The following is a 19,206-nucleotide window of genomic DNA, read 5'->3' on the forward strand; positions in this document are numbered from 1 at the left end:
TTATGGCGACGGTGGATCGCCGCCGCGCAGGCGGATAGAATCCGCGAACTCCCTCAACGTCCATTGCGCCGGAGCCTGTCGATGTCCGCTCACACCGTTCGTTTCAAACAGGTCGACGTGTTTACGTCGACACCGTTCAAGGGCAATCCGCTTGCCGTCGTGTTCGATGCCGACGCGCTCGATACCGCGCAAATGCAGGCCATTGCGCGCTGGACCAATCTGTCCGAAACCACGTTTCTGCTAAAGCCGACCGACGCGGCCGCCGACTATCGCGTGCGCATCTTCACGCCGGGGGGCGAGTTGCCGTTCGCGGGTCATCCGACCTTGGGCACCGCGCATGCTTTGCGCGAAAGCGGCTACCAGCCGAAGCAGGCCGGCAAGCTGATCCAGCAATGCGGCGTGGGTCTCGTCGAACTCGAAGCGCTCGACGGCGGCGACAACATGCACGGCGCATGGGCGTTCGCCGCGCCGCCCGCGCGCGTGACACCGCTCGCCGAGCATCGTTACGAAGCGCTGTCTACGGCTTTACGTAGTCAGGCGATCGACTTCAGCGCGCCGCCATGCGCGGTCGACAACGGTGCCCCGTGGCTCGTCGTGCGGGTCGATTCGGCACGCGCCTGCCTCGCGCTCGAACCCGACGCGGCGGCGCTCGCCGAGCTCGTGCATTCGGTCGACACGCACGGCGTCGCCGTGTATGGACCGCACGACGCCGACGGCCCCGCGACGTTCGAGGTCCGTTGCCTGATGGCGGGCGGCGGCTTCGGTGTCGGCGAAGACCCGGTGACGGGCAGCGCCAATGCCGCGCTCGCGGGTCTGCTGAACCTGCAGCACCGTCGTCCCGCCGCGCGCTACACGGCGCGTCAGGGCACCGCGCTCGGGCGCGCGGGCCACGTGTCGGTCCACTACGACGATGCGCGCGGCAAGATCTGGATCGGCGGGCCTTCGGTGACGATCGTCGACGGCACGTGCCGGCTCGCGTAAGCGAGCTGCGGCTTCGCGCGCACGCCACGGCGACACGCCACATGCCGCCGCTTCACAGCACAAAAAGCCGCAGCGCGATGGCGTCGCCATACCTGGTTCTCCGAATTCATCGTGGCCGGATTGCAAAAGCCCTGCCAGAAACCGCCCAGTGGCAGGCACCGTTGCCGATGAAGTCTTCGACAAATCACGGACCGGTCGCGTCATAAGACCGGCGATGCAGGCCACGTGAACAGCCGCACCCGGGCGCCCGCCGCGCGAGCGTATACCCCATGCCCGGAAGCTTCCTTAATCCAGTGGCATTCAGTAATATCGAGACGTGTCCGATGACCTGCGGACGGTCCGGCGCGGCGCCACGCCCTCTCCTCCTGCGCAGCAGCTTTGGCACCTTGGTCACCATGCAGCCATCCATCTATTTCGCGCAGTCGATGCCCATGCGTTTGCAAGCGGCCCGCACCCAGCCAAGGCCCGCGCGATGACTCAGTCCCGCTTCTCCGAGCCGCGCGAAGCCAGGCCGCGACGCGATCCATTGGTCACGCGCCGGCGCGCATTGCTCGTCATTCCCGCCCTCGGGGTACTCGTACTGATCCTGCTGTGGACCGTGATCTTCGCGCGGCTGTCGGTAGAAAGGGACGCGACGTACCGCGAAGCGATGGCGTCTTCCGCAATACTTTCCGCGGCGCTCGAGCAGCACACCATCAAGGCGATTCACCAGGTCGATCAGATCACGCGCTTCGTCAAGTACGAGTTCGAAAAGACGCCCAATCATTTCGATCTCGCGAGCACGGTCGAAAAGGGCGTCGTGCAAAGCGAAACGCTCGTGCAGGTGTCGATAATCGACGAGCACGGCAGACTGATCGCCAATACGGCCGAACTCAACCCCGCTCACATCGACTTGTCGGACCGCGAGCACTTCAAGGTTCACGAGCACGAAAACGACGACCAGCTGTACATCAGCAAGCCCGTGCTCGGCCGCGTGTCGGGTCACTGGACGCTGCAGATGACGCGGCGTCTCAATCATCCGGACGGCTCGTTCGCGGGCGTCATCGTGGTCTCCGAAGACCCGAGCTACTTTACGTCGGACTTCTACAACAACGCGGCGATCGGCCGCGAAGGCGTGATCGCGGTGATCTCGGACAGCGGCACCGTGCTCGCGCGCCGCACCGGCAACGCCAGCAGGACGAGCAGCACGTTCACCGCGAGCGGCACGTATCCGACCTCGGAGCATGTGTCGGGCACCTACGTCGATTCGATCGACAACGTCACGCGCATCGTGTCGTACCGGCACATCGACGGCTATCCGCTCGGCGTGCTCGTCGGTCTTTCGCAGGGCGAAGAATTCGCCGATTACAACCACACGCGCAACGTCTATCTGTTGATGGCGGGCTTCATCTCGCTCGCGATGCTCAGCTTCTTCGCGGTCGCAACCGGCCTGATAGGCAAACTGCTAGGCCGCGAGCGCGAGATGACGCAACTCGTCGAATACGATCTGTTGACCGGCCTGCGCAATCGCTACGCGACGCTGCAGGCGCTGCGCCATGACGTCGCGCAGCCGTTCAACCTGGGTCGCCTCGCGATTCTTTTTATCGACCTCGACAACTTCAAGACCGTCAACGACACGCTCGGCCACAACGCCGGCGACATCGTGCTGCAGATGACAGCCTCGCGCCTCGCCACCGCGGTCGGCGACGACGGCGCGCTGAGCCGCATCGGCGGGGACGAGTTCGTCGTCGTGATCAAGGGCGACGATGTCGAAAAGCGCGCGGTCGCGCTCGCCGAAGCCGCCGGCGAAGCGTTCTCGAAGCCGTTCGAGGTGCGCGGCAGCGCGTTCGTGCTGCATGCGAGCATCGGCATCGCGCTGTACTCGGTCGCCAACGAAAGCGAGATCGACCTGCTGAAGAAAGCCGACCTCGCGATGTACAGCGCGAAGGACGCCGGCAAGAACTGCTACCAGTTCTATTCGCCGCATCTGTCGCATCGCGCCGACCATCTGATGAAGTGGGAGCAGCAGTTGCGCGTCGCGCTGGCCGAGGGGCAACTGTTCCTCGCCTATCAGCCGAAGATCGATCTGAAGCGCCGCTGCATCACCGGCTTCGAAGCGCTCGTGCGCTGGAACCATCCGCAGCACGGACTGATCCCGGCCAACGAGTTCATCCCCGTGGCCGAGTCGACCGGCCTGATCGTGCCGATCGGCGACTTCGTGATCGAGACCGCATGCCGTCAGCTCGCGCAATGGCAGCAGCAGGGCTACGACACGCTATCGCTCGCGGTGAACATTTCGGCGGTGCAGTTCTGGCGCGGCGACCTGCTCGAAACGGTCTCGCGCGCGATCGAGGAAAGCGGCATCTCCGCGCGTCGCCTCGAACTCGAAATCACCGAAACGACGATGATGGAATTTCCGGAAGTGGTCTCCGAAAAAATCTTCGCGCTGAAGCGTCTCGGCGTACGCATCGCGCTCGACGATTTCGGCACCGGCTACTCTTCGCTGTCCTATCTCAACCGCTTTGCCGTCGATACGCTGAAGGTGGACCGCTCGTTCGTCCAGGCGATTCCGGGCGACCGCAGCGTCTGCGTAATGGTCACCGCGATCGTCAACCTCGCGCGCTCGCTCGGGCTCACGGTGGTGGTCGAAGGCACGGAGACCGAAGAGCAGATTGCGTGGCTGGCCGCGCTCGGCCATATCGAGGCACAGGGCTTCCTGTTCTCGCGGCCGGTGCCAGTGGAGGCGATCCCGGCACTGCTCGAGCGCTTCGGGGTTTGCGGCATGAACAGCGTCGGCGGCCGCCGCGTCGCGCACGAAGCCCACAGCGCAAGCAGCCTATCCAGCAACAATTAAAGGACGGGCGCCCGCACGGCGGGGCCCGTGCAGCGCCGATGCAGACCATCACGAGCGATGAGGCTGCCCGCCGCGGGCAACGGGAACCGCTATGGACGCTGTTCCGGGTCGTGTGCGGCCTGTCGGCGCTGTCGTGGGGCGGTCTCGCGTTGATGGCGCAGCTCGAGCATCATTACGTGGAACGCGAGGGGCGGCTCTCGCGCGTGGCGTTCTCGGACCTGATCGCGCTCGCGTGGATGGTGCCGGGACCCGTCGGCTGCAACGTCGCCGTGCAGCTCGGGCACGCGCTGCGCGGACGCGCGGGCGCATGGGTCGCCGGGTTGGCGAGCGTACTGCCCTTCTTCACGCTGATGACGCTGTTCGCGATCTTCTATCGCACGCCCATCGTGCACACGATCGCGTCGCAAACCCTGCTGCATCACTTCAGCGTCGTGCTCGCGACGCTGATCGCGCTCACCTGGTACAAGCAAACCCGCGCGCTCGTGCGCGGCAAGCTCGAATGGACGGCGGCGCTGCTCAGCAGCATCGCGCTGCTCTATGCGCACAGCGCCGCGGCGTATGTGGTGATGCTCGGCGCGGCCTTCGGCGCCGGCTGGTTCGCGAGTCCGGAGCGCGACTCGCGACTCGCCATGTCGCTCCAGCGCGGCGACTGTCGGCTGCTGGCCGCGCTCGGCGTACTGCTCGTGCTGTTTGCGCTGCCGCTGCCGCATCGCTATGACCTCGCGCTGCTGTGGCCGCGTCTCGCGGGCGCCGGCATGACGCTGTTCGGCGGTGGCTTCTCGGCGTTGCCGGTGCTGAAGACGCTGTTCGTCACGCCGGCGGTCGGCGTGTCCGATAACGACTTCACGCTCGCGTTTACGCTGTCGCCGTTGTCCCCGGGACCCCTGCTGAACGTGGTTCCGTTCTTCGGTTATCTCGTCGATGGCTGGCTCGGCGCGCTGATCGCGACACTCGCGCTATTCGTGCCGTCAGGCTGCCTCGTCGTGCTCGCGCAGCGGCATCTGCATCAGTTGAAGGTGAACCCGCGCTTCGAGCACGGCATGAGGATTCTGCGCGCGGTCACGACCGCGTTTCTCGCGGTCGCGGTACTGCGCATTGCCGTGCACGTACCGCTGGAGCCGATCTATCTGCTGACCGCGACGTTCTCCGCGATGTGCTTCGCGAAGCTGAAGGTGCCGGTGTATGCCGTGTATGGAACGGTGGCGGTGGCGTGCGGTTTGTGGCTCGCGTACGGCGCCACGACGTGATGCGTCGCGGGCCGCACGAAGCCTGCTGCGCCGTTGGCGATCCGGCGGTCCGGCGCTCCGGCGATCAGAACCCGCGCGACAGCACAGCGAAGCCGATCGTTACGACGCCCAGCACGAGATTGATCAGCACGAGACGGCGGACCGTGCCGACCGCCTGCGCGCCATCGGGCCACTTCTGCGCCTGCACCGCGCGGCGAATGCGCGGATATACGGCGAAGCGGATATGCCCGAAGGTCAGCATCATCACGATGCCGAGACCGGCCATCGCATGCAGCGGCCAGCTAGCATGAGCGCCGCCGAATTGCATCAGCAGGAAGCCGCCGCTGATCAGGATCACGAGCACCGACACCCCGACCCAGTTGAAGAAGCGGCCAAATACCGACTCCCACAGCGGCAGGCGCAGTTGCGGCGACAGATCGCCGAGCGCAGGGCGCAGGCAGAAATGCGCGAACACCATACCGCCGACCCACACCGCCACCCCGAGCAGATGCAGAAAAAGCGCGACTTCGATAGCCTTGTTCATGTAGTTTTCCTCTCCCGACGACGCCACACCATTTAGGACACGCGATCCCGCTCAGCACCAACTGAGCGCGTTCGACCATACGTGATGCAGGCAGTTCCGGGTATCGACGTCTATTGCGTCGTGTTTTGTCGTTGTGATCGCGGCCCGTTCATCTGGCCGCGACGCCGCCGCGCCCCGTTTGCTTCCACGCCCTTCGCGCGACGGACTCTGCTGCGACAGACCGCGAGCGCCCCGCATGCTAGCAGGCGCTCTCGGTTTTGCAGCGTCAAACTTCGTTAAATCGACTCCACTAGGCCGGCAGCACCGGACGCATGCCGTCGAGCTTCAGCTTGCTGGCGGGCGCGCGTCCCTTGCGCGCACGCTTGCCGACATGCGCCGCAAGCTCGGCGCCGGCCAGCTTCTCCTCGTCGACGCGGCCGCCACGACGCGTGCCGATCAGCATCACGCCTGCTTTGTTGATCGCGAGCGCCTGCACGAGCGTTTCGTTGTCGTCGAGCGCCATCAGCGTGACGCCACGGCCGCCGCCCGACAGCGTCTTCATCTCGTCGAGGCCGAACACGAGCAGACGTCCGCCCGACGACAGACACGCGACCTGCGCCGCGTCCGGCAGCATCGGCATCGGCGCGAGCGGCGCGGCGCCGGCGTCGATCGTCATGAACGACTTGCCGGCCTTCACGCGGCTCACCATATCGCCGAGCTTCGCGATGAAGCCGAAGCCGTTGCTCGACGCGAGCATCAGCGCCTGTTCCGCCGACGCCGCGTAGTAGTGCATCAAATGACTGCCCGATTCGAGCTCGATCAGCGACGTGACCGGCACGCCGTCGCCGCGTCCGCCCGGCAATTGAGCCACCGCGACCGAATAGACGCGCCCGTTGCTACCCCACGCGATCAGCGTATCGGGCGTGCGGCATTGGAACGCCGCGTAGAGGCCGTCGCCGGCCTTGAAGCTGAAGCCGGCCGTATCGAGCCCGTGGCCCTTCAGCGCGCGCACCCAGCCCTTTTGCGACACCACGACGGTGACCGGCTCGTCGACCACGCGCGCTTCGAACGTCGCGCGCTTTTCCTGCTGAATCAGCGTGCGGCGCTCGTCGCCATACTGTTTCGCGTCGGCTTCGATTTCCTTGATCAGCAGGCGCTTCATCGCCGGTTCGCTGCCGAGCAGCTCTTCGAGCCTGGCCTTCTCGTCGCGCAGCTCGGCCAGTTCCTTCTCGATCTTGATCTTCTCGAGGCGCGCCAACTGACGCAGCCGGATTTCGAGGATGTCCTCGGCCTGGCGATCCGTGAGACCGAACGCGGCCATCAGCGCGACCTTCGGCTCGTCCGATTCGCGAATGATGCGGATAACTTCGTCGATATTCAGGAAGACGATCATCCGGCCTTCGAGAATATGGATGCGGTCGTCGACCTTCGACAGACGATGCCGCGTGCGGCGCGTCACCGTCGCGAAACGGAACGCGATCCACTCGTGCAGGATTTCGCTCAAGCCCTTCTGACGCGGCCGGCCATCGCCGCCGACCATCACCATGTTCAGCGGTGCGTTCGATTCGAGGCTCGTATGCGCGAGCAGCGTGTTGACGAAGTCGGTCTGATCGATGCGGCTCGACTTCGGCTCGAACACGAGACGCACCGGCGCGTCCTTGCCCGATTCGTCGCGCACCGCGTCGACGAGCCCGAGCAGCGTCTGCCGCGTCTGCAACTGCTCGGGCGTCAGCGTCTTCTTGCCGAGCTTGATTTTCGGGTTGGTCTGTTCTTCGATTTCCTCGAGCACCTTCTGCGCGGCCGTATTCGGCGGCAGTTCGGTGATCACGAGTTGCCACTGGCCGCGCGCGAGGTCCTCGATCTTCCAGCGCGCGCGCACCTTCAGGCTGCCGCGGCCGGTTTCGTACGCGGCGGCGATTTCCGCCTCGCTCGAAATGATCTGGCCGCCGCCGGGGAAGTCCGGACCGGGCACATGCTGCATCAGCTCCGCATGCGAGAGCTTCGGATTGCGGATCAGCGCGACCGCCGCTCCTGCGACTTCGCGCAGGTTGTGCGACGGAATCTCTGTCGCGAGGCCGACGGCGATGCCCGATGCGCCATTGAGCAGCACGAACGGCAGACGCGCCGGCAGCACCTTCGGCTCTTCGAACGAGCCGTCGTAGTTCGGCATGAAGTCGACCGTGCCCTGATCGATTTCGGCGAGCAGCAGCTTTGCGATCGGCGTCAGGCGCGCTTCGGTGTAACGCATCGCCGCCGCGCCGTCGCCGTCGCGCGAGCCGAAGTTGCCCTGGCCGTCGATCAGCGGATAGCGCATCGAAAAGTCTTGCGCGAGACGCACGAGTGCGTCGTACGCGGACTGGTCGCCGTGCGGGTGATACTTACCGAGCACGTCGCCGACCACGCGCGCCGATTTGACCGGCTTCGCGTTGTCGCCGAGGCCCATCTCGTTCATCGCGAACAGGATGCGGCGCTGCACCGGCTTCTGCCCATCGCAAACATCGGGCAGCGCGCGGCCCTTGACCACGCTGACCGCATACTCGAGGTACGCGCGCTCCGCGTAGTTGCCGAGCGTCAGCACGTCGCTGTCCGACGGTGGCTCGTTGAAAAGGTCGAGAGTGTTATCGTCGTCCATCTAGATTCCGTGTCCGTGTTTGGCTTGAAGTGTCGTATGCCGCATTGAGGCGCAATGCGCTCAGATGTCCGCTTCCACTTCGTTGCCCTTCTCTTCGAGCCAGCTGCGGCGCGACGCCGCTTCGCCCTTGCCCATCAGCATCGTCATGCGCGCGACGGTCGCATCGTAGTCGAGTTCGCCGAGCGCGACCGGCTGCAGGCGGCGCGTGTCGGGATTCATCGTCGTGTCCCACAGCTGCTCGGCGCTCATTTCACCGAGCCCCTTGAAGCGGCTGATCGACCACTGGTTGTCGCGCACGCCGTCCTTGCGCAGCTTGTCGAGAATCGCCTCGAGCTCGCCTTCGTCGAGCGCATAGAGCTTCTGCGCGGGCTTCTTGCCGCGCGCGGGCGCATCGACGCGAAACAATGGCGGACGCGCGACGCACACATGACCGCGCTCGATCAGTTGCGGGAAATGCTTGAAGAAGAGCGTGAGCAGCAGCACCTGGATATGCGAGCCGTCGACGTCCGCATCCGACAAAATGCAGATCTTGCCGTAGCGCAGATTCGACAGATCGACCTTGTCGTCCGGATTATGCGGATCGACGCCGATCGCCACTGAAATGTCGTGCACCTCGTTGTTCGCGAACAGGCGATCACGTTCGGTTTCCCATGTGTTCAGCACCTTGCCGCGCAGCGGCAGGATCGCCTGGTATTCCTTGTCGCGGCCCATCTTCGCGGAGCCGCCCGCCGAGTCGCCCTCGACGAGGAACAGCTCGTTGCGGCCGATTTCCGTCGATTCGCAATCGGTCAGCTTGCCGGGCAGCACGGCAACGCCCGAGCTCTTGCGTTTCTCGACCTTCTGCCCCGCGCGCGTGCGCGCCTGCGCCTGCTTGATCACGAGGTCCGCGAGTTTCTTGCCATGCTCGACGTGCTGGTTCAACCACAGTTCGAGCGCCGGCCGAGCGAACGACGACACGAGCTTGACCGCATCGCGGCTATTCAGGCGCTCCTTGATCTGCCCTTGAAACTGCGGATCGAGCACCTTCGCCGACAGCACGAACGACACCCGCGCGAACACGTCTTCGGCGAGCAGTTTCACGCCCTTAGGCTGCAGGTTGTGCAACTCGACGAAGCTCTTGACCGCCTGATAAAGACCGTCGCGCAAGCCCGATTCATGCGTGCCGCCCGCGGGCGTAGGAATCAGGTTCACGTACGACTCGCGCGTGAGCGGCCCTTCCTCGCTCCACGCAACGACCCACGCCGCGCCCTCGCCTTCGGCGAACGTCTCTTCGCTCGAGCGCGAGCTTTCCGCGTAGCGCTCGCCCTCGAACAGCGGAATCAGCAGATCGCTGCCGTTCATGCCTTCGAGCAGATAGCCGCGCAGGCCGTCTTCGTATTTCCAGCTTTGCCGCTCGCCGGTTTTTTCGTTGACGAGCGTGACCTCGACGCCCGGCAGCAGCACCGCTTTTGAGCGCAACAGACGCTGCAATTCACCGAGCGGCAGGTTCGGCGAATCGAAGTACTTCGGATCGGCCCACGCGGTCACGCGCGTGCCGGATTTCTTGTCGGCCTTGGTGGCGGCACGCACTTCGAGCGGCTTCGCGACGTCGCCGTGCGCGAAGCTCAGTCCGGCGACCTTGCCGTCGCGCCACACGGTGACGTCGAGCCGCGTGGACAGCGCGTTGGTGACCGACACGCCGACGCCGTGCAGACCGCCCGAGAACGTATAGGCGCCGCCGGCGGCCTTGTCGAACTTGCCGCCCGCGTGCAAGCGCGTGAAAACGATTTCGACGACCGGTACGCCTTCGTCGGGGTGCAGGCCGAACGGAATGCCGCGGCCGTCGTCGTCGACCGAGACCGAATGGTCCGCGTGCAGCGTGACCGTGATTTGCCGGCCGTAGCCGCCGAGGGCTTCGTCCGATGCGTTGTCGATGACTTCCTGAATGATGTGCAGCGGATTCTCGGTGCGGGTGTACATGCCGGGTCGTTGCTTGACCGGCTCCAGACCCTTCAACACCTTGATCGACGCTTCGCTATACGCGGCGTTTGGCTTTTTCGTAGACATGATTGACTCGGTGCGTCGGTTCATCGTTGTCCACAGGTCCTGTGGACAGGGCCGTGGACAATGCGTTGAGTTTTCAAAAAAAGCGAAACGAAACAACGGGGTTAGGTGGAGCGCCCGCGAGGCGGGCAAGCTGTTTTGTCGCGCGGCTTCCGTTGGCGCGCTCGAATGCCGGAGATGGACGCGCAGCCCGCCGGGGAAGCCTGTTCGCGGGGTATTGTACTGATTTCGATCACCGCGGCAATTGACCCCGCGCTGAATTGGCCGACTGGATAAGGCGCGGCGGGCGTTGGGGGACATGCAATGGAGGATGGACGGCTCGCAGGACGGCGGCGCGATAGGTATCGGCGGAAAATGCACGGGCGCGCGCCGGCTGAATTTCGGTGCCGTGCGCGGCGGCGCTTTCTGTTGTTTTTGTGCCGGCCGCGCACGCCGCGTTACTTGACGCGGTTTTCCAGCTCGTCCCAACGTTCGAGCGCGAGCATCAACTCTTCGTCGATCTCGGCATAGCGCTCGGTCAGACGCGCGCCTTCGCGTGCATCTTTCGCGAACACCGAGCCGTCTTCGAGCTGCGCGCCGATTGCCTTCTGTTCGGCCTCGAGATCGGCAATCATTTTCGGTAGCGCCTCCAGTTCGCGCTGCTCCTTGAACGACAGCTTCGCGCTGCGCTGCGCATTGCGGCCCGACGCGCTGTCCTTCGGCGCCGCTTCTTTCGGCGCTTCCTTGCTCGATTCTTTCTGCGCTTCGAGCGCGAGTTGCTCCGAGCGATCGCGCTGCGTCTGCCAGTCCGTGAAGCCGCCGACGTATTCGCGCCACTTGCCGCCGCCTTCCGAGGCGATCACCGACGTCACGACGTTATCGAGAAAGGCGCGGTCGTGGCTGACGAGCAGCACCGTGCCGTCGTAGTCGATCAGCAGTTCTTCGAGCAGTTCGAGCGTCGGAATGTCGAGGTCGTTGGTCGGTTCATCGAGCACCAGCACGTTGGCCGGGCGCGCGAACAGGCGCGCGAGCAACAGCCGGTTGCGCTCGCCGCCCGACAGCGACTTGACCGGCGAACGCGCGCGCTCCGGCGCGAACAGGAAGTCGCCGAGATAGCTCATCACATGCTTCTTCTGGCCGTTGATTTCGACCCACTCGCTGCCGGGGCTGATCGTGTCCGCGAGACTCTTTTCCAGATCGAGCGCCGCGCGCATCTGATCGAAATACGCGACCTGCGGATTCGTGCCGACGCGCACGTTGCCCTCGTCCGGCGCCAGATCACCGAGGATCAGCTTCAGCAGCGTGGTCTTGCCCGCGCCGTTCGGACCGACGAAGCCGATCTTGTCGCCGCGCATCACCGTGGCCGTGAAGCGGTCCACCACCGCGCGCTCGCCATAGCGCTTCGTCACGTCCGTCAGCTCCGCGACGATCTTGCCGGACTTCTCGCCCTGACCGACGTCGAGCTTCACGTTGCCCTGCACGTTGCGGCGCTCGGCGCGCTCGTTGCGCATCTGCACGAGGCGCGCGATGCGGCCGACGCTGCGCGTGCGGCGTGCCTCGACGCCCTTGCGAATCCACACTTCTTCCTGCGCGAGCAGTTTGTCGAACTTCTCGTTCTCGATGCGCTCGACTTCGAGCTGCTGCGCCTTGCGCGTCTGGTACGCGGAGAAATTGCCCGGATACGACAGCAGCCGCCCGCGATCGAGCTCGACGATGCGCGTCGCGACGCGGTCGAGAAACGCGCGATCGTGTGTGATGAACAGCAGCCCAGCGCGCAGCGACACCAGCAGATCTTCGAGCCAGCGGATGCCGTCGAAGTCGAGATGGTTGGTCGGCTCGTCGAGCAGCAGCACGTCGGGCTGCACGACGAGCGCGCGCGCGAGCGCGGCGCGCTTCTGCATGCCGCCCGACAGCGAGCCGACACGGGCTTCGCCGTTCAGGCCGATCTGCTGCAGCGTGGTCGCGACGCGCGTGCTCCAATTCCATGCGTCCGCGGCGTCCAACGACGATTGCAGCGTGTTCATGCGCGCGAGCAGCGCGTCGTGTTCGGCGCCCTCGGGCGTGTCGGCGAGCTGATGCGCGACCGCGTCGTATTCGTCGAGCAGCGCGCGCGCCTCGGTGAGTCCGGCGGCGACCGCGTCGAACACGGTGTCGTCGGCGTTGAACTCGGGCTCCTGCGGCACGTAGACCGTGCTCAGATGCTGCTGACGCGTGACGAGGCCGTCGTCGGGTTTGGCCAGATCGGCGACGATTTTCAACAGCGACGACTTGCCCGCGCCGTTGCGCCCGATCAGCCCGACGTGCTCGCCCGCTTCGAGCGAGAAATCCGCGTGGTCGAGCAGCGCGACGTGACCGAACGCGAGCTGCGCTCCGGTAATGGTGTAAAGCGACATGGGAATGGGAGAAGACAGCGATGAGTCGGAACTGCTCATTGTACCGGGCGTAGGGCCGGCCGCAGGTATGCCGGGCGGGAACATCCGTGCGATGAAGCGCGGGACACAGTGTGCAACGCTATCGGCGCGGGCCGGGCCGGCCTTTCAAGCAGTTGCTTACTTGACGTGCACCGTGATCGTCTTGCTCATCTCCGGCCCATACGAGCGATGCGCGCCGTCGCCGAATTGCAGCGTCAGCGTATGGTCGCCCGGCGGCAGCGTCAGATCGGTTTCAGTCTGGCCTTTGCCGAAGTGCAGCGACTTGTCGGTCGCGGGGACGACCTCGCCCTTCGGCAGCGGCTTGCCGTCGATCAGCAGGTGATGATGCCCGGTGCCGTCCGTCAGCGTGCCGGCGGGCGCGATCTTCATGCCGTCAAGGCCAAACACGACGTGCACCGGATTGGTGACGGTCGCGCCGTCCGCCGGTTGCACGAAGGTCACGCCCTCCGCCTGCGCCACACCTGACCCGGCGAGTAGCCCAGCCGCCGCGACGCCGACCAACCATCGGTTTATAAACATCGCTTTCTCCTTTGGAAACGAAACCCGGCGATGCGGCGCCGCCAGCGGCCTCTCCGAGACCGATCGTCTCAATACGTGCGAAGCGAGCGCCACATCTGTCCAATCGAATAGCTTGCAGGTCAAAGCGTACACGGCTTGTGTGACGAGGCCCGTCGCGCGAACCCGGGCTCGCCGCAGAGGCGTTGGGGCGGCGCCGCTTCGGTCGTCTGCGGCTGATTTGACAAATTCCGGTAATATTGCGGGTCGCCGCGCCGCCCCATAAAGGGGCAGAGCAAGCCGGCCATTGCATTGAACGAGAGAGCGTGTCGTGAGCGAAGTAATCGAAGTGACGGAATTCAAGAGCTGGGTCTGCCTGATTTGCGGTTGGATCTACAACGAGGAAGACGGGCTGCCCGAAGAAGGCATCGGACCGGGCACGCGTTTCGCCGACATTCCGGAAGACTGGCGCTGCCCGCTGTGCGACGTGGGCAAGGCGGAGTTCGCGGTGGTGGAGTTTTGACAGTGAGATGAGCTTGGGGCGATAGGCGCGGTTGCGTGCGCTTCGTCAGATGCTCAGGTGGTTTTCGCGGCCCGGCAGGCGATGTCTTCGGGGCCGTTTGTTTTTGCGGGATTTGTGCGAGGCGCGGGCGGCTGCTGGCTTGGCTCTCCTCTTGCCCGCGCCGGTTTGATATACTCTGCGCTCGGTGGTCAGTCTGGACTCACCGAGTCCTCGCCGATCTGTCCGGCCCGGTCCTCTCCCTGTAGTTCAATGGATAGAACAAGTGCCTCCTAAGCGCTAGATACAGGTTCGATTCCTGTCAGGGGGACCAGATTGGCCGCAGTATCTCCTGAGAATGTCCAGAAAGCCCCGTATGCCTTGCGCTGTGGGGCTTTTTGCTGCCATCTTGCCCACGATAGCCCAAGACAAACCAGATTTTTTTGGGGCATTGGTGGGGATATCGCCGAATATCCCAAAAATCGATACCGCCACGCCCTGCGCAATCAGATTGCACCGCCTACCGAGCTCCAAGGTAGCAAGGCCAAGCTGACTGAACAGCCCTACCGTCTTGCCGATGGCAAAGGGCTCTATCTTCAGGTGATGCCGAACAGCTCGCGCTACTGGAGGATGAAGTGTCGGTTTGACGGAAAGGAAAAACTCGCTTCGTTCAGTCCGTCGAGACTGGCTCGCCATCGCCTGAAAGCAATTCCGAGAGATCTTTGGCGCGTAGGCGCCGCATCGCCGTCTCAATCTTCTTGTCGTAGCGTCGATCATCGGGATCGTGGCCAGCGTGCGCCTTGCGCGCGTACTTCTGCACGAAGCAACCAAGCTCGCCAGTCAAGCGGGCACGCTTTCGATCGGCATTCACGAAAACGACTCGGGTGCAATCTTGCCGCCTTCAATCACGAGGTGTGCGGCATCAACGCCCGGCGCGAAGAAGCGCCAGTCCTCATCATCTTCAACGCCGTCAGGGATCACAACAAGGCTGTATCCTCGGGATAACGACACGTCCACGCCGCCCGCATCGTCTGCCGATACGGCCTCGACCTCGATAGGCCCTTGTCCTACGAGCGTTTCATGCAAGCGCTTGGCTGAGTCGTGCGCCTTTTCATCGACGCCACGCAGATCATCGCGGGTCGCAATAGTTTTGCCCTCGCGCTCTAGCTTCCACGCGCATTGCACGTGAAGCGCCCACGCCCCGTCCTCACGATCCCTGCCTCTAAGCGTGTACCGCCTTTGCGGGCCAAACTGCATGGTGAGCATGTCTCCCGCGTGACTGACCCAGCTCACATCGAGCCCGATGAGTGCGGAAAGACGCGTTGTTATTTCTGTCTTGGTATCAGTCATCACCGCCTCCAAACAAGTCCTGCCCACGTTCCAGCATCTCGTGATAGCCGAAGCCCTGCTTACTTATGTCGTCGTGAAGTTGCCTCGCCTGATCCTGATTGAGTCGCAACGCCTTTACGACGGCCTTGAACTGCTTGTTTTGCGCCTGATTATTACGCGGCGTGCCCTCCGCGCCCGCCAACTCCACCGCATCAACGCCTGACATAGCCTCGCTGTATTCGAACGCCTGCGCATCGCCCAACGGCGTTGATACCGGCATGGCAATCGTTCCATCGGGCAACACGTCGCCCGGGCGGGCGAACCAGATCGCGAGCCCATCTTCGGCGGGCAGTCGCGGCAGCACTGGACGCTGGAAAGAACGCCCGGCACTCACGACAGGCAGCGCACGCCTGAATAGCTGCGACGGCGTGACGGTCTCGTAGTACGGTCGGATATTCTGCTCGATAGGCGCAGCACCTCCGCGCGAGGTACGCGGCATGGACACGACTGCGATCACATCGCCACGCTCGACGGCGGTCTGTAGCGCCCGGGCAATCTGCTCTGGGGCAGCGCCATTCGCATATGCGCCGCTGCGCGTGTTGCGGATGAATTCGACGAGCCCCGCTAACCGGCGCGCATCGCGCGTGAGTTCCCGCGATCCTGCCGAGGTAATGAGCTGACGGCCGGCACGCGCCTCGTTGCTCAACGCACTACCGCGATACTCCTGTCGCGTGTAGAGCGTGCAGCACCGATGCGTTCCGACTTCGAAGTCAATCGCCATCTGTCTGTAGCCCCATCAACATGCGCCCCCTCCAGATCGATTTGAAGGGGTTATACCTAGCACAAAGCCGTGAACGGAGCGATAGATCCGACACAATCGATGACATTCATTCGCGCGGCGGCCTGCCACGCGGGACCACGCACGGCAGTGCATGCGTCAAAGCAACAGAAAGATAGTGAGCGTATTTGTAGTAGGCCAAGGGGACCAAGCGCCCAACCGGCTGCCAGGTCCGCTCTTAAAAGCCCCGCACGCCTTGCGCTGCGGTGCTTTTTGTTGCGATCCGCCTTCCACGCGAACCACGCGTTCGACAACCCCGGAAAATCAGGCGCTCCCGTAAATCTCAGATCGCTATAATCGGCGAGCCGACTTCGAAACGTTTCCGAGGACCGACATGGATCAAGCGCTTGAATGCGTTACCGCGTTGAATTTTTGTGAGCAGGCCTATCTCGCCGCAAATCCGGACGTCGCTGAGGCCGTCAGGCTCGGCGCATTACGATCGGGAAGATCGCATTTCGAAGTTTTCGGAAGCGCCGAAAGTCATCGCAGGCAAGATGCACTGGTGGCGGCCCAATCCAGGCGGGAACGAAGAAAAAGAATAGCGTCTGTCCTTCGCACTGATATGCCATTTAGTGGCGACGGAAAATTTTTCGATTTTTTGTCGCCCGATCTGCGCTCCCAGTTCGACATTTACGACTCGGAACTGGCCGGAAGCAATCTGTACGATCAGGATGCACTGAGTATGATCGAGCGCCATCCGTCGGGGATCATTCTGGATTGTGGGGCCGGCAGCCGTCCCGCGATCTACGAAAACGTGATCAATTTCGACATCACCAACTATCCATCCACCGATGTGCGAGGTGTCGGCGAAGTTCTGCCATTCAAAGATGCATCGTTCGATGGCCTTCTGTCGTTGAATGTCCTCGAACATGTGAAGGACCCATTCACTGCCGCCAAAGAGATTCTGCGCGTGTTGAAGCCAGGAGGCGATCTGGTCGTGGTGGTTCCGCTCACTCAACCCACTCACGGCTACCCGCATCACTACTACAACATGACAGCCGAGGGGATTCTCAACCTCTTCGGATCTGCGATCAATGTCGAACGTGTGTACGTACCGGAATCGACATCGGCCATCTGGTCGATTTACTGGATCATGAGCGAATGGGCCGATGGTCTCGACGAGAATGCGCTGAAGGAATTCAAGGCGCTCACGGTCGAAGAAATTCTGCAAGGACCGCCGACGTTGCTGGATCGATCGTTTGTGAAGCAGCTAAGCGCAAAAAAGAATCTCGACATTGCGAGTTCGACGACGGTGATCGCGAAACGCGTTTGAGACGACGCCAGTCCAGCGGCTCCATTACTTTTGCATCGGCCGACGGACACTTTGCTCGTATATCGAAGGATCGACGACGTTCATCTGATCCTTTGGGCGTTCACCAAAAACTCGCTCGAAGTCCTCGGGACCCAGAATGTCAGCAGCGTCGTGGAGAAAAGACGAATAGGCCTCGTTCAGCTCCGAGGCGGACGGAACATCGCTGCCCTGCGGGGCAGGTTGCAAACGCTCGACCCGCACCATAAATGCGCGTCGATGATTCATCAACGACTTGATTTTCGCATCCGCGTCGGGACCCTTCAAAGTCGCCTGAAGATGCTCCTGAAAATCGTCGACATCGGATTCCTGATGTCCTGGCTTCATCGCGTCACTCCCGCTTGGTGTCGAGCACTGAATCTTCTTGCTCGCCCATGCAGCATGCTGCTTGCCGTATGGTCCGAAGATCGCGATGCTCAACCAGTAGCCCCTGGACATGCGGACGGTAGCTGGAGCCGCTCCACCGCTGCCGGTCGCCCAAAGAATCTGGTTTGACAGCTGATGGCATACACCATCGCGACCATAGCTGAATATCGTTCCGCGAGCGGCCGGATCGATGTTCGAGTCCACATCGGGCTTACATAGACAACTAGCATAAAGCAGATTTGCCGCGCCGGAAGCCAAAAAACCATCCGCACTGACCGGCGTCCCACCTCGGGCGTGGAAGCTGCCCCAGCTGTACCAATAGTGCTCGCCCGCGATCAGGACGTCCGCCAGCGCTGGGTAAATCTTCACGCGGCTGTCGTAGGTCGTCACCCATGTATGGTCGACCACGGAATCCTGGAAATACGCCGGAACGGACCACGCGAACAATGTAACGGCGCTCATTGCTTCACCTTTTCGTCCGGTCGCATCACAGCGCTGTCGCGCGATTCTCGCCCGATAAGCCGGTAAGAACTTTACTCACCTCAAAGGTTATACGCGCTCAGCGGTCTTAATTTCAAGGACACGAAAAACCGTCGAAGCACGCTTACCGCTTCGCTCCGGCTACCGCGCTTCCCCACGACAACCCGGCGATCCAGCTGGCCACGGCCCGACTTGCCGGTCGCTCGACCCACCGATACGACCCGAGCGCCACCGCCGTCGACGCGACCACAACCGCCCCGCCAACCAGATCTCCCGGCAACCGATGTCGCGCATCGATCATCTGCATGAAGCCGACCACGACCGGCATCGCGAGCAGATGCGTCAGATACAGCGAATACGACGCATCGCCGATGCGCTCGAGCCACTTGTTCCACCGCACCTTGCTCTCGACCGACAATCCCGCCACCACGACCGCCAACGCCGGCAGGCCAAATACGAGAAACCGGTTCGCATCGGTCAACTTCGGCGCAAACACGCCCGCTGCGGCGACCGCCACCAGCAATCCCGCCGCCGCGGCCACCGGCACCGTCCGCCCCGTCGCATACCAGGCTCCGAAGCAACACCCGAGCACGAACTCCAGCATCAGCGGATTCGTGTAAAAGGCGAACGCGACGCCCTCGCCGGGCAGCAGATGCAACGCGGACGTCAGGAGCAGGAACGCCCCTACCGCCAGCAGACGACGTCTCGTCACGCACATCGCCGCGGCAAACACGCCGTAAAACCACATCTCGTAGTTCAACGTCCAGCCGACGCCCAGCACGGGCGCGGCCATGCCGGTCCAGCTCATCGACGGTAGAAACAGAAACGACGACAGCGCATGCCAGGCGCTCACGCGCGCATGACCGAACGCTTCGGGAACGCCCGGCACGAACGCGACGAGCGCGATAAACAACGCGGTGAGAATCCAGTAGGGCGGCACGACCCGCGCGATGCGGGCGCAAATGAACGAGCGCGCCGACTGGATTCCCGGGGGCAAACCCAGAGTCACCAGCACCATCACGAAGCCGGAGATCACGAAGAAGACGTCGACGCCGATTTCGCCATAGCGCGACACGCGCGGAAAAACATGGACGAGCCAACCATGCGCGGCGACGATGCCGTCGGTATGAAACGCGACGACGCCCAGCGCGGCGAGCGCCCGCAACGCCTGAATTGATCGATACTTCCTGATACCTGTCATGCCCTTCGATCCGGCAAAGTGCGTAAGGGGGGCATGGCAG

The 19,206-nt window shown here is 63.4% G+C and carries 15 protein-coding genes, 1 tRNA gene and 1 pseudogene; 7 read left to right on the plus strand and 10 right to left on the minus strand.

Features of this window, described 5'->3' with window-relative positions; translation table 11 throughout:
- Positions 1 to 81: 81 nt before the first annotated feature.
- The 3 genes from F6X37_RS09050 to F6X37_RS09060 all read left to right on the plus strand — a co-directional run bounded on the left by F6X37_RS09050 (position 82) and on the right by F6X37_RS09060 (position 5,061).
- Positions 82 to 981 carry a PhzF family phenazine biosynthesis protein gene (locus tag F6X37_RS09050; protein ID WP_184021471.1) on the plus strand — a complete coding sequence of 300 codons (900 nt, stop codon included), beginning with the start codon at positions 82 to 84 and terminating at the stop codon, positions 979 to 981.
- 472 nt (positions 982 to 1,453) lie between these two features.
- A complete protein-coding gene (locus F6X37_RS09055; RefSeq protein WP_187611039.1) occupies positions 1,454 to 3,814 on the plus strand; it encodes an EAL domain-containing protein in 2,361 nt (786 codons plus the stop codon).
- Positions 3,815 to 3,852: 38 nt separating this feature from the next.
- A complete protein-coding gene (locus F6X37_RS09060) occupies positions 3,853 to 5,061 on the plus strand; it encodes a chromate transporter (protein ID WP_187611040.1) in 1,209 nt (402 codons plus the stop codon).
- Positions 5,062 to 5,125: 64 nt separating this feature from the next.
- Here the strand turns inward: F6X37_RS09060 and F6X37_RS09065 are convergent, their stop codons facing one another.
- From F6X37_RS09065 to F6X37_RS09085, 5 genes are all read right to left on the minus strand, one after another.
- On the minus strand, positions 5,126 to 5,584 hold the full coding sequence (locus F6X37_RS09065; RefSeq protein WP_187611041.1) for a CopD family protein: 459 nt from the start codon (positions 5,582 to 5,584) through the stop codon (positions 5,126 to 5,128).
- 289 nt (positions 5,585 to 5,873) lie between these two features.
- Entirely contained in the window at positions 5,874 to 8,195 is a 2,322-nt protein-coding gene (gene parC, locus F6X37_RS09070; RefSeq protein ID WP_187611042.1) for a DNA topoisomerase IV subunit A, read from the minus strand.
- Between the two features lie 60 nt (positions 8,196 to 8,255).
- Positions 8,256 to 10,241 carry a DNA topoisomerase IV subunit B gene (locus F6X37_RS09075; RefSeq protein WP_184059492.1) on the minus strand — a complete coding sequence of 662 codons (1,986 nt, stop codon included), beginning with the start codon at positions 10,239 to 10,241 and terminating at the stop codon, positions 8,256 to 8,258.
- Positions 10,242 to 10,675: 434 nt separating this feature from the next.
- Positions 10,676 to 12,610 (minus strand): ATP-binding cassette domain-containing protein, encoded by a 1,935-nt coding sequence (locus F6X37_RS09080; protein ID WP_187611062.1) that lies wholly within the window; start codon positions 12,608 to 12,610, stop codon positions 10,676 to 10,678.
- A 156-nt stretch (positions 12,611 to 12,766) separates the two neighbouring features.
- Positions 12,767 to 13,168: a DUF4399 domain-containing protein gene (locus F6X37_RS09085; protein ID WP_187611043.1), complete on the minus strand. Its 402-nt coding sequence runs from the start codon at positions 13,166 to 13,168 to the stop codon at positions 12,767 to 12,769.
- A gap of 307 nt (positions 13,169 to 13,475) precedes the next feature.
- On the opposite strand from F6X37_RS09085, the gene F6X37_RS09090 reads away from it, so the two are divergent.
- From F6X37_RS09090 to F6X37_RS37920, 3 genes and pseudogenes are all read left to right on the plus strand, one after another.
- Positions 13,476 to 13,667, plus strand: a complete 192-nt coding sequence (locus F6X37_RS09090; RefSeq protein ID WP_090803595.1) for a rubredoxin — start codon at positions 13,476 to 13,478, stop codon at positions 13,665 to 13,667.
- A 235-nt stretch (positions 13,668 to 13,902) separates the two neighbouring features.
- A tRNA-Arg gene (locus tag F6X37_RS09095) sits at positions 13,903 to 13,977 on the plus strand.
- A gap of 47 nt (positions 13,978 to 14,024) precedes the next feature.
- A pseudogene (locus tag F6X37_RS37920) lies at positions 14,025 to 14,258 on the plus strand (hypothetical protein); the annotation flags it as partial.
- 55 nt (positions 14,259 to 14,313) lie between these two features.
- Here the strand turns inward: F6X37_RS37920 and F6X37_RS09100 are convergent.
- From F6X37_RS09100 to F6X37_RS09110, 3 genes are read right to left on the minus strand one after another with little or no spacing between them, the layout of a single operon-like run.
- The gene (locus F6X37_RS09100) at positions 14,314 to 14,514 is read right to left on the minus strand and encodes a hypothetical protein (RefSeq protein ID WP_187611044.1); all 201 of its coding nucleotides are present in this window, start codon (positions 14,512 to 14,514) and stop codon (positions 14,314 to 14,316) included.
- Complete coding sequence (locus F6X37_RS09105; RefSeq protein WP_184065570.1) at positions 14,511 to 14,993, minus strand: hypothetical protein; 483 nt, start codon at positions 14,991 to 14,993, stop codon at positions 14,511 to 14,513. Before F6X37_RS09105 ends, F6X37_RS09100 begins: the two co-directional genes overlap by 4 nt.
- Complete coding sequence (locus F6X37_RS09110; protein ID WP_187611045.1) at positions 14,986 to 15,753, minus strand: hypothetical protein; 768 nt, start codon at positions 15,751 to 15,753, stop codon at positions 14,986 to 14,988. The genes F6X37_RS09105 and F6X37_RS09110 overlap by 8 nt, the downstream gene beginning before the upstream one ends.
- 391 nt (positions 15,754 to 16,144) lie before the next feature.
- Between F6X37_RS09110 and F6X37_RS09115 the strand changes: the two genes are divergently transcribed.
- Positions 16,145 to 17,083 (plus strand): class I SAM-dependent methyltransferase, encoded by a 939-nt coding sequence (locus F6X37_RS09115; RefSeq protein ID WP_187611046.1) that lies wholly within the window; start codon positions 16,145 to 16,147, stop codon positions 17,081 to 17,083.
- 24 nt (positions 17,084 to 17,107) lie between these two features.
- Here the strand turns inward: F6X37_RS09115 and F6X37_RS09120 are convergent, their stop codons facing one another.
- Together F6X37_RS09120 and F6X37_RS09125 are read right to left on the minus strand one after the other, a co-directional pair.
- Positions 17,108 to 17,947 (minus strand): hypothetical protein, encoded by an 840-nt coding sequence (locus F6X37_RS09120; RefSeq protein ID WP_187611047.1) that lies wholly within the window; start codon positions 17,945 to 17,947, stop codon positions 17,108 to 17,110.
- 142 nt (positions 17,948 to 18,089) lie between these two features.
- Complete coding sequence (locus tag F6X37_RS09125; RefSeq protein WP_187611048.1) at positions 18,090 to 19,166, minus strand: acyltransferase family protein; 1,077 nt, start codon at positions 19,164 to 19,166, stop codon at positions 18,090 to 18,092.
- Positions 19,167 to 19,206: the final 40 nt, after the last annotated feature.

Origin of the sequence: Paraburkholderia sp. 31.1, assembly GCF_014397645.1 — a bacterium.
Classification (GTDB): domain Bacteria; phylum Pseudomonadota; class Gammaproteobacteria; order Burkholderiales; family Burkholderiaceae; genus Paraburkholderia; species Paraburkholderia tuberum.

Bases quoted from the DNA above. Each gene is read 5' to 3' on its own strand.
- F6X37_RS09065 (WP_187611041.1), bottom strand. From the start codon at position 5,584: ATGAACAAGGCTATCGAAGTCGCGCTTTTTCTGCATCTGCTCGGGGTG.
- F6X37_RS09110 (WP_187611045.1), bottom strand. From the start codon at position 15,753: ATGGCGATTGACTTCGAAGTCGGAACGCATCGGTGCTGCACGCTCTAC.
- F6X37_RS09060 (WP_187611040.1), top strand. From the start codon at position 3,853: ATGCAGACCATCACGAGCGATGAGGCTGCCCGCCGCGGGCAACGGGAA.
- parC (WP_187611042.1), bottom strand. From the start codon at position 8,195: ATGGACGACGATAACACTCTCGACCTTTTCAACGAGCCACCGTCGGAC.
- F6X37_RS09055 (WP_187611039.1), top strand. From the start codon at position 1,454: ATGACTCAGTCCCGCTTCTCCGAGCCGCGCGAAGCCAGGCCGCGACGC.
- F6X37_RS09080 (WP_187611062.1), bottom strand. From the start codon at position 12,610: ATGTCGCTTTACACCATTACCGGAGCGCAGCTCGCGTTCGGTCACGTC.
- F6X37_RS09075 (WP_184059492.1), bottom strand. From the start codon at position 10,241: ATGTCTACGAAAAAGCCAAACGCCGCGTATAGCGAAGCGTCGATCAAG.
- F6X37_RS09050 (WP_184021471.1), top strand. From the start codon at position 82: ATGTCCGCTCACACCGTTCGTTTCAAACAGGTCGACGTGTTTACGTCG.
- F6X37_RS09120 (WP_187611047.1), bottom strand. From the start codon at position 17,947: ATGAGCGCCGTTACATTGTTCGCGTGGTCCGTTCCGGCGTATTTCCAG.
- F6X37_RS09125 (WP_187611048.1), bottom strand. From the start codon at position 19,166: ATGACAGGTATCAGGAAGTATCGATCAATTCAGGCGTTGCGGGCGCTC.
- F6X37_RS09085 (WP_187611043.1), bottom strand. From the start codon at position 13,168: ATGTTTATAAACCGATGGTTGGTCGGCGTCGCGGCGGCTGGGCTACTC.
- F6X37_RS09115 (WP_187611046.1), top strand. From the start codon at position 16,145: ATGGATCAAGCGCTTGAATGCGTTACCGCGTTGAATTTTTGTGAGCAG.
- F6X37_RS09105 (WP_184065570.1), bottom strand. From the start codon at position 14,993: ATGACTGATACCAAGACAGAAATAACAACGCGTCTTTCCGCACTCATC.